The following is a 12,641-nucleotide window of genomic DNA, read 5'->3' on the forward strand; positions in this document are numbered from 1 at the left end:
GGAAGCGCGGTCGCCCGGCGATATCCTCCCTCCCGGGGGACAGAGATGGCGGAAGCACCAGATACCGGAAACACGAAGCCACCGATCTTGATCGAGATCGGCGCTCCGCCGCGCGGCGACGTCGTTTTCCTCCCGACAGACGAGCATGGAACGCCCGGCCCACTCAATACCGCCATGCTTAGAGAGCTTGGCCTGCCAACGCAGCTTCCTTCGAGAGTGGACCTCACTCGCGGCTTTCATTTCGAACCGGCCGATGGCTTCCTGGTCTGCTTCATCGTCACGGTCGGGCACGGGCACACGCAAGATCTGCTTCGCAGCAACCTCTCGCAGGCACTGGATAGCTTGCGCCGCCGGGAGGTGCGATCGCTCTGGCTACCCCTGATGGGCATGGGCGAGGGCGGGCTGGATGGTGCTACCAGCCTCCGGATTACGGTCGAAGTGCTGGTGCGATATCTGCAATCCACGTCGTGGGAACTTCGCGCCACCATTGCAATGCCCGAGGGATTGGACCCCGACCTCGCGGTACAATGGCATCGCTCAGCGACGCGCCGGCTCGATCCTAGGCAAGTCGGATTTGTGCTCGCGGGCGCCGGCCATGCCGCCGGCTCCAGCGCGATCCTGGGCAAGGCCGACATCACTCTCGATCCTATCACCCCGGGCAAGCCCACCCCGCCACCGCCGACACCACCGCCCGGGGAGGACCCGTTTCGCTTGCTGCGCTCTGAGGCCGTGACCGCGGTCCTGACCTTCGCCAACGACCTGGCAGCCAATTCCAAGAGGCAAACGACTGCGCTATCGACCGCGCTGCTCTTCTTCGCGCTCACCGAAAGCCAGCGGGAAACGGCACCCGACGCACTACGCGAGGACGTTTCCGCTCGTTTCTTCAGCGCCGCGGTGCGAGCCGGAGCCGGCGCGAAATATGAGGACGAGCTGGAAGCCTATTTCGGGACCCGGCAATTCACCCAGCGGGCAGACCCGGTGGTGCGGATTGCCCCGACCGTGAATGTCGCGGCAATCCTGCGCCGCGCAAAGCAAATGGCAGGCGCCGCCGATACCGACGCGATCGAAGTTGATGACCTGATCGCCGCGCTGCTGGAACGACGTCAGGGCCGCGTGCACAATATCCTCGGCCGCATGGGCCTGGTGCCCGAGCAGTTGCTGATCGACTATCGCGACGCGCGGCTGGGCACCGTCGCCACCCGGTTCAACAACGATGTCGCGACCGACCAGGACCGGCTCGGCTATGACAGCTATGCCAGCGCGATATGCGATTTCCTGACGCACGCCGATACGCCGCCGCCGCTGAGCATCAGCATCCAGGCGCCGTGGGGCGGCGGCAAATCATCGCTGATGAAGCTGGTGCGCGATCGGCTCGATCCGCCCGATATCCGTAACGAGAGCAAGGAAAGGGCAGCGCGGGCGGCTGAAATGGCAAAACCCAGGCCGTTCCTGCAAAGGGTCGCCGGCTGGTTTGCCCGCGACAAGCAAGACCGGAAGCAGGAAGCGGCCCGGCACCGACATCTCTCGCTGGGCACGGTGCTTCGGCTGCTCGACCGGAAGCAGCCTTTCGAGATCGACCCGGACGGCACCGCGCCGGCGCCGGGGCAGATCTGGACGATCTGGTTCAACGCCTGGAAATACGAGACCACCGAACAGGTATGGGCCGGGCTGGTCGATGCGATCGTGTCGCAGGTCTCCGACCGGCTGCCGCTGTTCGAGCGCGAGAAGTTCCTGCTCAAGCTCCAGCTGGCGCGGATCGACGACGGCAAGGTCCGGCGGCGCATCTACGACCGGGTAGTGACGATCTGGTGGGCCAAGGTGCGGGCATGGGTCCTGAGCGGCGCCGCGGCGGTCCTCGTGCTGCTTGGCTTTGGCGCCAGCAAGACCCTGCAGGAGCTGCCGTTCCTCGGCCCGCTGACCCAGAAATTGACATCGCTGGGAACCGCCAACGGCTTCGCCGGCGCGATCGTCGTGCAGATATTGCTCTCCGTGTATGTGGTCGCCACCTATCTGCGCAGGAGCGTCAAGACCCGCCAGGAACCGGCAAACTTCAGCCTGGCCGACTATCTGCGCGTGCCCGACTATGACCAGGCCGTCGGCCAGCTGCATCAGATCCACGCCGACCTGCGCAAGGTGCTGGATGTCGTGCCCGGCAAACGCGACGGCAAGAACCACGCGCCGCTGGTGATCTTCATCGACGATCTCGACCGCTGCTCGCCGAACAAGGTCGCCAATGTGGTCGAAGGCGTGAGCATGCTGCTGGCGAGCGAAGCCTATCGATGCATCTTCGTGATCGGCATGGACCCGCAGATGATCGCCGCAGCGCTGGAGACTGCGCACAAGGACGTGCGCGAGCAATTGCCGCGCTATGAGCGCGCGGTGCCGCTGGGCTGGCGTTTCATGGACAAGTTCGTCCAACTGCCCTTCACCATCCCACCCACGACCCAGAACCAGTTCGGCCAATATGTCGAATGGCTGGCGACGGCCCCGGTGCAGGACACCGCGCCGCCCCCCGAACCCGGGGCCGCGCCGGACCCCGCGCCGGCGCCGGATCTCGAACCCGAAGTGTCGCCTGACGAGCATCCCGACGTTCCCCTGGACGAGATCGAAGCACCCGAGCCCGCGCAGTCCGCCATCCTCAGCTTCGCCGAGAGCCGCGATGTGGGCGAGCTTATCCGCAAGATATCGCTCTATTCGGTGGGCAACCCCCGCGAGATGAAGCGCATGGTCAATCTGGCGCGCTTCTATCTGGCGCTGCGCTCCGCACGGCTCGGGCGCGACGACCGATGGGTTTCGCCCGACCTCGACCAATATGCGCGCTGGATCGCGCTGACGCTGCGTTGGCCCGACATGCTCCGCTGGCTGCAATGGGGCGCGGACGAAGCGAGCTGGCCACCCGAAAAGGACCCGCCGGCGCTGGCGGTGCTACGTCTGCGCGTGCTCGAGGACGAGGCCGCGCGCGCGGAGGAAGCGGCCGACGAACCCGCCGAGAAACCATCTGCAGGCGGGACAGAACGGAAAGAGCCGCCAACGCCTGCGGAGAAATGGCGCAACGCGCTGGAGAAGCGGCTGAAGGTCCCGACCGAGCAGGATACCGATTGGGCATGCGATCCCAAGCTGTTCGAGTTCTTCAAGGCCGAGCGGGAGATCACCGCCGGAAAGCGCCTGTCCGATGCCAGTCGCCAGGGCTTCTGGTAAGGCTCAGCTGCCCGCGCCGAGCACCGACATGCCCGACACATTGCTTCCCGGTTCGTCGCGCAGCTGCGCGCGGTGACGGCTGAAGCCGTGGACTAGCAGGATACCTGCCACCAGCATCACGACAGCGGCAATGGCCAGGGCGAGCAGGTTTCGCCTGCTGCCCAGCTCGTGATGCTGCGGGTCCTCCTGCGGTTCCATCGCGACTGATACCCGCGACAGCGCCGGCGGTTCCATGGTTAACGGGCGAGCAGTGCCGCCCAGTCGGCCGGCTTGCGGCCGGTGCGCGCGGCGAGCTTCGCGGCGAAGTCGCGATAGTCGGCGTTTATGAGCGATGCGAGCGCATAGGTGTTCACCGCGTTGCCGGGGTCCCAGGGGTGCGGCGCATATTCCTTCTGCCCCGCCTGGGCGCGCTCGCGATCAAAGGCGATCTGCGAGTTGGCGAACTCGACATGGGTCTTCTCGCCCGCGGCATAGGGCTCGAGCCATTTGAGCGCCCCGGCAAGGCTCGATCCGGTCGGGCTCTTCCAGCCATACCAGTCCTGATCGTGCGCCTGGGCGGCCATGACGGCCATCAGCATCGGATCGAGATTATAGGTGACGTAGTGGAGCGCATCGCGCTCATAGAAGTCGAACACCGATCCGTCGGGGCGGATATTGCCCGCGACCTGCTTGCGGAACGCCGCGCGGGCGCGGTCGATCAGCCTGACGTCCCCCACTTCGAACGCCGCCATCGTCGCCAGCTTGATGCGGTGGCTCTGCCAGTTGGTGTGCGCGTTCTTGGGCGTGCCGTCCATCGCGTCGAGATAGCCGCTCGCCATGCGGCGCCAGAAGCCGTCGAGCTTGGCCTTGAGCGCGGGCGCCAGGTCCGCCTCGGTCAGGTCGGTGGCGAGGATCAGCGTGTCGAAGCCGGTCTCGTCGATCGGGTTGAACGACATGTGATAGACGTCCGCCCAATTCTCCAGATAGCGCGCGGTCTGGTCGAGATAGCGCCGGTCGCCGGTCAGCCGCCAGGCGAGCGCCAGCGCGATGACGATGCCCTGATCCTCCTTGGCCTTGAGGCTGATCTCGCGGATGCCCTTGCCGGGCAGCGTGCCTTCGGTGTGGAGCTCGGGAATGGCGCCGGGCGCGCGGGCAAGCGCGGCGTCGGCGCGCGCGATCACCCGGCGCGCCACCGGATCGGTGCGCGGCACCTCGCGGGCGAAGCCGGGGCCGAGGATCGCCTGGTCCTGCGCCGATGCGGGAACGGCGCCGAACGCGAACAGGGCGGCGGCGCTGCAGAGGAGGAGCTTCATCGGAATATCCTGGAAAGGAAGCGGAGCGGCCGGGAGGATAGCCGCTCCGCCTCTAGTTACGCTAGAAGCTGCTGCGGATCGTCAGCGTGTAGGTGCGCCCGTCATAGTCGATGCGGCGCGGCAGCATCGGATCATTCTCATATTCCGAGCGGGTCGCGTTGGTGAGGTTGTACGCGTCGAGCGAGATCGAGAAGTTCTTGCTGAGGTTGAGCGAGGCCGAGGCATCGAGCTGGCTGCGCGCCTTCACCGTGCGGGCATCGCCGACGAAGCTGTTGCCGGCGGCGAGATCATATTTGCCGCGATGGTTGAACACCGCGCGGATGCCGAACAGCTTGGTCTCGTAATAGCCGATCAGGTTGAGATTGTGCTTGGCGACGCTCGGCAGCGTGATCGCGTTACCCGCCGTGTCCTTCCCGTCGATCTGGGTGTAGGTGTAGTTCGCCGCGCCGCCGAGATATTTGAGGAAGCCCGGCAGGAAATCGAGGTTCTGCTGCACCGAGACCTCGACGCCGCGCACCCGCATTGGCTGCTGGTTGGTGAGGCCGCTGGCGACCACCCGCGCGTTGACCAGCGTGCCGCCCGCGCCGATGAACTGGTTCGAGCTCATGCAGTTGGGGCCGACGATGGTCAGGTTGCCCAGGCCGTAATCGACGCCGTTGATGCGCCCGTCGGCCGGGCAGAGTATGTTCTGATCGGTGATCGGGCCGATATAGCCCTTGATGTTCTTCTGATAGACCGCGATCGCGAAGGCGCCACCGGGTCGGTTGTACCATTCGAGCGAAAGGTCGAACGAGTCGGCGGTATAGGGCTTGATGCTCGTCGCGCCGATCGTGACCGTATAGACCGGGTCGACCGGCGGGGTCAGCGCCTCGGGCACCTGGACGAAGCTGATCGGCACGGTGTCACGCGGCTGCGGGCGGACATAGGTCTTGTAATAGGCGCCGCGCAGCAGGAGGTTCCTGGTGATGTCCGCCGCGAACATCGCCGAGGGCAGCCAATAGTCGTAATGGTCCTTGTAGATCCGGTTGGACATGAAATGGTTCACCGGCCCGGCCAGCGTCGAGAGCGCGCTGGCGCAGTTGCGGCAATCGAGCGCGTCGATGCGCTGGTCGGTCGTCTCGTAGCGGACGCCGGCATTGCCGCGGACGCGCATGCCGAGGATCCGGGTATCGAACCGGCCCATCACATAGGCCGACATGACCTTCTTGGTGTTGGTGAAATTGTTGTTCCAGTAATTGGCGTCCCAATAATTGTTCACCAGCCCATAGGGAGTGAGGAACACGCCGCCGCTGCCATAGACGAACTGGCCGGGCAGTCCGTTAGGGTTGGCGGTGGTGCGCGGATTGGTGTTCACCGGGGTGATCGCGCTCAGCACCTGCTGGATGTTGAGATCGCGCCAGTTGGCGGTGTAGCCGTTCGCAGTGCCGCCGAAGAAATCGCCGACATAGGGGTTCACCAGCGACATCGCCTGGGTGATGTTCGCGGTGCTGGTGCCGAGCGAGGTGTTGCGCGAGCCGATCGAGGTATAGCTGTTATATTCGTAGCGCAGGCCCGCCTGCACCGCGGAGAGCAGCCCGCCGACCTGGCGCTCGAAATCGAGCTGGACGGCGTCGAGCGTGTTCCACGACTGGCCGTTGGTGCCGGTGACGCCGAAGCGGTCGCCCTGGGTGTTCGCCGGCGCACCCGGCATCTGCGCGCCCGCCTGGGTCGCCTGGTTGGCGGCCGAGGGCAGCGGATAGCCGCCGACCGGGATGTGCGAGGCGTTGGGCGTGTTGAGGACGAAGCGCGCATCCTGCAGGCTGGTACCGCCGGTGAAGATCGAGGCGGTGATGCCGTTCAGCCCCGCGGTGCCGAGGTTGCGATAGGGGTTCTGGATGACGTCGAGCTCGATCTGGTTGGCGAGCACCTGCGCGCGCGAGATCGTGCCCTGCGCAGTCACCTTCCAGTCGTCGTCCTTGAACTCCATCGTCGGGTTGATCGCCCAGGTCTTCTGCTTGGCCGGCTCGGAGCGGATCGAGTCGTAGGTCTGCAGATTCTCGGCCGAGAACTGGTTGATATAGGCGCGCGCGCCGCTCGAGGTCTGGACGACATAGGGCGTGCCCAGGCTGGTGAAATGCGCCACCGCCGAGGTTGCCGCGAGCGCGGTGTTGGTGTTGTTGCCCGCCGAAGTGTCGATGTAGAGCAGATGGTTGGTGCCCTGATCGAGGTTGCGCTCGGTGTAGAAGCCGGTCGCGCCGAACTTGATCGTGTCGCTCGCCTGCCATTCATAGCCGGCCGCACCGGTGAGCAGATGGCCCTTGTTGAGGCGGACGAACTGGCGGACCTGGCTGGGATAATAGACCCCGCCCGGATATTGCGCGATCAGCGCCTGATAGGTGGGGTTGGACGCGGCGGCCTGCTGGTTGCCGACCTGGATCGCGCCGAGGCGGTTCGCCCAGGTGTTGACCGAGATCGAATCGCGGCGGAACTTCTCGTCCTTGTAGGAGACGACGCCGAACACCGCGAAATCATCGGTGATGTGCGCATTGTAGCCTGCGGAGATCGCCGGGCTGCCGAGATCGCCCAGGTCGTTATATTCGTACGACGCCTTGGCCCAGCCGCCAGGCTTGCGGCCGAGCGCCGGCGCGATGCGCAGATCGACATTGCCCGACAAGCCGCCCGCCAGATTGTTGGCCGAGGGCGACTTGATCACCGAGATCGCCGTGAAGATATCCGAATTGAACGCGCCGAGCGGCGTCGACGAAGTGTTGGTCGCGCTGCCCAGGATCGGATCGGCGAAGCCGCCGCCGTTCAGGGTCGTGCGCGCGAACGAGCCCGGCAAGCCGCGCAGGCTGATCGTGGCGTTGCGCGAATCCGCCTCGCGGTTGATCTGCACGCCCGGGATGCGCTGCACCGCCTCGCCGACGTTCAGATCGGGGAAGCGGCCCAGGCCGTCCGACGAGATCGAATCGGTGATCTGATCGGATTCGCGCTTGATGTTGAGCGCATCGGCATAGGCGCGACGGAAACCGGTGACCACGATCTGGTCGGCCGGGGCGGGCTCCTCGGCCTGCGGTGCGGTGGTCTGGCTGTCGGTGGTGGTGCCGTCGGTATTCTGCGCGAACGCAGGCGTGCTCAGCAGGATGGCGCACAGCGCCGAACCGGCCAACAGAGCAGTCCTCTGCATGACAATCTCTCCCCATCGTGTTCCCGGCTTTTGTTTTTGCCAGTCATGCTGGCACCGGTGTCAGGCCAATAAGGCCAAGCCGGAAACAAATGTCAATAGAATGGTCAGGCCACATTGCATTATTGGTCGGGCAAACAGGGTGCACAGGGGAGAATCTGCCTCCCGCCCCTTGCGCGACACAGTTGCTCACGGCCAAAGCTGGCCTGTCCAGCTACACTTTCGGGTAGTTCGCGCGTTCGACGCGCATCGATGGCGCGGAATCAGCCGCGCCCCGCGCGCCGTGAGGCACGCGGGGAGCGGGGGCGGAGGTTGGCTATCAACCCTGGGGTGGCTGCTGCCAACCTCCGCCAAGCGCTAGGAACAGAGTGATCGTCGCGTCCGAGAAGCCCGATTCGGCCTGGGCGAGCAGCAACTCGTTGCTCGCCTGGGTCCGCTCGGCATCGAGCACGGTCTGGAAGGCCTCGGCGCCGGAACGGTAGCGCAGCCGCGCGATGCGGGCCGCCTCGCCGCTCGCCTCGCGCGCGCGGCGCAGCGCCTCGACCTGCTGCCCCGCCGCGACATAGGCGGCGAGCGACGTCTCGACGTCCTGCAGCGCAGTCAGCCAGGTGCCGTCGAAGGTGGCGAGTGCCGCATCGGCGCCGGCCCTGGCCTGGGCGATACGCGCGCGCGCGACGCTCATGTTCGGGAAGCTGAACGAGAGCAGCGGCCCGATGCTGAAGTTCAGGCCCGAGCTCTTGAACAGCCCCTCCGGCGAATTCGCCGTCGAACCGATCGAGCCGCCGATCGAGATATTCGGATAGAGATCGGCGGTGGCCACACCAACCTGCGCGGTTGCCGAGGCGAGCCGGCGCTCGGCGGCGCGCACATCGGCGCGGCGGGCCAGCAGGGTCGCGCCGTTGCCGACCGGGATCGCCTGCTTCACCACCGGCGGCGTGTTGCAGGCAGCGGCATCGGCCGGGAACTCGGCCGGCGGCTTGCCGGTGAGCACCGCGAGGCGGAACAGCGCCGCCTTGCGCTGCGCCTCGTAGAGCGGGACCGTCGACCGGGTCTGCTCTAGCAGCGCCTGGCCCTGGCTGGTCTGCAGCCCGGTGCCGCGGCCGCCTGCCTCGAGCCGGCGGGTCAGGTCGAACGTGTCTTCCTGGAGCTTCAGCGTCTGCGCGGAGACGGCGAGCTGCTGGCCGGCGGCGCAGGCATCCGAATATGCGCGGATCGTCTCGGCGACGACGGTGACGCGGGCCAGGTCATAGGCAGCCTGGCTGGCCTCGACATCGGCGCGCCCGGCCTGGATGGCGCGGGTGATCTTGCCGAACAGATCGACCTGGTAGCCGACGTCGAAGCTGGCCTGATAGCTGTCGCCGCGCGGACCGGGACCGTCGATGCCGAGCGTCGAGCCCGAAACCTGGCCATAGCCGCCCTGCGCGTTGACCGTGGTGCTGGGCAGCCGCGCCGAACGCGTCTCGCGCAGCACCGCCCGCGCCTGGCGCAGGTTCGCCGCGGCGACGCGCAGATCGGTGTTCGCCGCCAGCGCCTCGTTCACCAGCCGCTCGATCGCCGGATCGTTGAACAGCCGCCACCAGTCCGCCGGCGGTTCGTCGGCGACGAAGCCGGCGGCACTGGCCTGGCTCAGATCGCCCTGGGCCGGCGCCTTGGGCGCGGGCGAGACATAGTTGGGACCGACCACGCAGCCCGACAGCGTCAGGCCCGCGGCGAGCAAGATGAGGGTACGCTTCATTGCGCTTCTCCGGTCGCGGGTGCGGGTGTCTCGGGAGCCGCGGGCGCCTCCTTGCTCACGCGGCCGCCGCCCCATTTGCGCATCAGCACATAGAAGATCGGCGTGAAGATCAGGCCGAAGATGGTGACGCCGAGCATGCCGAACACCACCGCGGTGCCGAGCGACTGGCGCATCTCCTGGCCCGGGCCGCTGGCGATCGCGAGCGGGATCACGCCGAAGATGAACGCGAACGAGGTCATCAGGATCGGGCGGAGACGCGAGCGGGCCGCATGGATCGCCGCATCGAACCGGTTCATGCCCTCTTCCTCGCCCTGCTTGGCGAACTCGACGATCAGGATCGCGTTCTTCGCCGCCAGCGCGATCAGCACGACAAGGCCGACCTGGGTGAGGATGTTGTTGTCCATCCCCCGCAGGTTCACGCCGAGCAGCGCCGCAAGGATGCACATCGGCACGATCAGGATCACCGCGAGCGGCAGGGTGAGCGCTTCGTACTGGGCCGCCAGCACGAGGAACACGAACACCACGGCGAGGACGAAGATCAGCGCCGAGGAACTGCCCGCCGCCTTTTGCTGGTAGGCGAGGCCGGTCCATTCATAGCCATAGCCCGGCGGCAGCACCTTGCCCGCCATCGCCTCCATCGCCGCGAGCGCATCGCCCGTGGACACGCCCGGCGCCGCGCCGCCCTGCAGCTCGACCGCGGGCAGCAGGTTGTAGCGCACCACGCGCGACGAGCCCGAATCGCGGTTGAACGTCGCCACTGCCGAGAGCGGCACCATCGCCCCGCTCTTCGAGCGCACCTGCAGGCGGCCGATATCGCTGATGTCGTCGCGCGAGGCCGGCTCCGCCTGCGCGGTCACGCGGAAGGTGCGGCCGAGCAGGTTGAAGTCGTTGACATAGGTCGAGCCGATATAGGTGCTGATCGCGTCGAACACCTGGCTGGGCTCCACGCCCATGATCTGCGCCTTGTCGCGATCGACATCGGCGCGGATCTTCGGGTTGGCAGTGTTGAACAGCGAGAAGACCTGGGTGACCTTCTTCTCCTGCATCGCCGCGCCCATCATCGCGCCGGTCGCGCCTTCCAGGCCACGCCAGCCGCCATTGGCCGACTTGTCCTCGATCATCATCACGAAGCCGGAGCCGTTGCCCAGGCCCTGCACCGCGGGCGGCGCGATCATGAAGATGTTGGCGCCGCTGATCTGCCCGGCGATCGCGCCGGTGAGCTGGCCGGCCAGCGCCTCGGCACTCTGCTTCTTGCCGCGCTCGGACCAGTCCTTGAGCTTGATGAAGAACACGCCCGCGTTCGACGCCTGGCTGAAGCTCGCGCCGTCGAGGCCGGCAAACGCCGCGCCGTCGGTCACGCCATCGGTCTTGGCGGCGATCGCATAGGCCTTGTCGACGACTTCGCTGGTGCGCTCGAGCGACGAGCCCGGCGGCAGCTGGACGACGCCGATCAGGAAGCCCTGGTCCTGCTCGGGGATGAAGCCCGTCGGCGTGGCGGTGAGGCGCCAGCCGGTCAGTGCGAGCAGGCCCGCATAGACGATCATCATGATCAGGCCCATGCGGATCAGCCGGCCCGTGACACGGCCATAGCGATCCGACAGCCAGTCAAAGCCCTGGTTGAACTTCTCGGCACCGACCTTGATCGGGCGCATCCAGCGCGGGCCGCTATCGGCATCGATATCCTGGTGCGGCTTGAGCAGCAGCGCGGCGAGCGCCGGCGACAGCGTGAGCGAGACGAGCAGCGAAATCGCCGAGGCGGCCGCGATCGTCACCGCGAACTGGCGGTAGAAGATGCCGGGGATGCCGCCGACCATCGCGGTCGGGATGAACACCGAGATCAGCACCAGGCCGATCGCGACCAGTGCGCCCGACACTTCCTTCATCGTGAGATGCGCAGCCTCGCGCGGCGAGAGCCCGGCGCGGATATGCTTCTCCACCGCCTCGACCACGACGATCGCGTCGTCGACCACGATGCCCACGGCGAGCACGAGTGCGAACAGCGAGAGCGAGTTGATCGAGAAGCCGAGCGCGAGCTGCACCGCGAAGGTGCCGACCAGCGCGATCGGGATGGCGACGATCGGGATCACCGCCGCGCGCCAGGTCTGGAGGAAGATGATCACGACCACGACGACGAGGACGACCGCTTCGAGCAGCGTGTGCTGCACGGCTTCGACCGAGGCCGAGACATATTCGGTCGGGTTGTAGGGGATGCTGTACTGAAGGCCCTGCGGGAAGTCCTTCTTGAGCGTGTCCATCTCCTTCAGCACCAGATCGGCCGCGGAGAGCGAGTTGGCGCCCGGCTGCTGGACGATCGCGAGCGCGATGCCGCGCTTGCCGCCGAACGAGCCGCGGATCGAATAGTCCTGGCTGCCCAGCTCGATGCGCGCGACATCGCTCAGCTTGGTGAGCGCCGCGCCCGAGGGATCGGACTTGATCGTGATGTTGCCGAACTGCTCGACGCTCTGCAGGCGGCCCTGCACGTCGACCGGCACTTCGAACGAGGGATTATCCTTGCCCGTCGGCGCCGAGCCGAGCGCGCCGCCCGCGGTCTGGACGTTCTGCGCCTGGAGCGCGGCGATGATCTCGGCCGAGGTCAGGTTGCGCGCCGCCGCCTTGTCCGGATCGATCCAGACGCGCATCGCATAATTGCCGCCGCCGAAGATCTGCACCGTGCCGACGCCTTCGAGGCGCAGCAGCCGGTCGCGGATCACCGTGTTGGCGTAATTGCCCATATAGTCGACGTCGAGGCTGTCGTCCGGAGACGTCAGCGCCACGATCATCAGGAAGCCCGATTCCTGCTTGTTCACCGTCACGCCGATCTGGCGGACCTGTGCGGGCAGGCGCGGCAGCGCGAGGTTGACGCGGTTCTGCACCAGCACCTGCGCGGCATCGAGATCGGTGCCAGGCTTGAAGGTGACGGTGACCTGGCCCGCACCCTGGGTCGACGAGGAGCTCATGTAGAGCATGCCCTCGACGCCGTTGATCTCCTGCTCGAGCGGCGCCGACACCGTCTCGGCGATGATCTCGGGCGAGGCGCCGGCATAGGCGGCCTGGACCGAGATCGTCGGCGGGGCGATCTCCGGATATTGCGACAGCGCGAGCAGCGGATAGCAGAAGGCGCCGATCAGGGTGATGAACACCGAGATCACCGCCGCGAAGATCGGCCGCTCGATGAAGAAGCTGGAGAAGCCGCGGCGCTCCGGCTTTTCCGGGGCCGGCAGGGCCTGGTGGGTATCGCTCATTGCGCCGTTCC

At 66.7% G+C, this 12,641-nt stretch carries 6 protein-coding genes; 1 reads left to right on the forward strand and 5 read right to left on the reverse strand.

All coding sequences use genetic code 11. The features are described 5' to 3' along the window. The first annotated feature begins 87 nt into the window (after nucleotides 1-87). Nucleotides 88-3,198: a P-loop NTPase fold protein gene (locus P6144_RS18015; RefSeq protein ID WP_277769198.1), complete on the forward strand. Its 3,111-nt coding sequence runs from the start codon at nucleotides 88-90 to the stop codon at nucleotides 3,196-3,198. A 3-nt stretch (nucleotides 3,199-3,201) separates the two neighbouring features. Here P6144_RS18015 and P6144_RS18020 read toward each other — a convergent pair whose 3' ends face one another. The 5 genes from P6144_RS18020 to P6144_RS18040 all read right to left on the reverse strand — a co-directional run bounded on the left by P6144_RS18020 (nucleotide 3,202) and on the right by P6144_RS18040 (nucleotide 12,630). Continuing rightward, nucleotides 3,202-3,396 carry a hypothetical protein gene (locus P6144_RS18020; RefSeq protein WP_277769199.1) on the reverse strand — a complete coding sequence of 65 codons (195 nt, stop codon included), beginning with the start codon at nucleotides 3,394-3,396 and terminating at the stop codon, nucleotides 3,202-3,204. Nucleotides 3,397-3,434: 38 nt separating this feature from the next. Further along, a complete protein-coding gene (locus P6144_RS18025; RefSeq protein ID WP_277769200.1) occupies nucleotides 3,435-4,490 on the reverse strand; it encodes an alginate lyase family protein in 1,056 nt (351 codons plus the stop codon). A 61-nt stretch (nucleotides 4,491-4,551) separates the two neighbouring features. Next, nucleotides 4,552-7,656 carry a TonB-dependent receptor gene (locus P6144_RS18030; RefSeq protein WP_277769201.1) on the reverse strand — a complete coding sequence of 1,035 codons (3,105 nt, stop codon included), beginning with the start codon at nucleotides 7,654-7,656 and terminating at the stop codon, nucleotides 4,552-4,554. 316 nt (nucleotides 7,657-7,972) lie between these two features. After that, a complete protein-coding gene (locus tag P6144_RS18035; RefSeq protein ID WP_277769202.1) occupies nucleotides 7,973-9,388 on the reverse strand; it encodes an efflux transporter outer membrane subunit in 1,416 nt (471 codons plus the stop codon). Further along, nucleotides 9,385-12,630: a multidrug efflux RND transporter permease subunit gene (locus tag P6144_RS18040; protein ID WP_277769203.1), complete on the reverse strand. Its 3,246-nt coding sequence runs from the start codon at nucleotides 12,628-12,630 to the stop codon at nucleotides 9,385-9,387. Before P6144_RS18040 ends, P6144_RS18035 begins: the two co-directional genes overlap by 4 nt. Nucleotides 12,631-12,641: the final 11 nt, after the last annotated feature.

It is taken from the genome of Sphingomonas sp. HITSZ_GF, assembly GCF_029543155.1.
Classification (GTDB): domain Bacteria; phylum Pseudomonadota; class Alphaproteobacteria; order Sphingomonadales; family Sphingomonadaceae; genus Sphingomonas.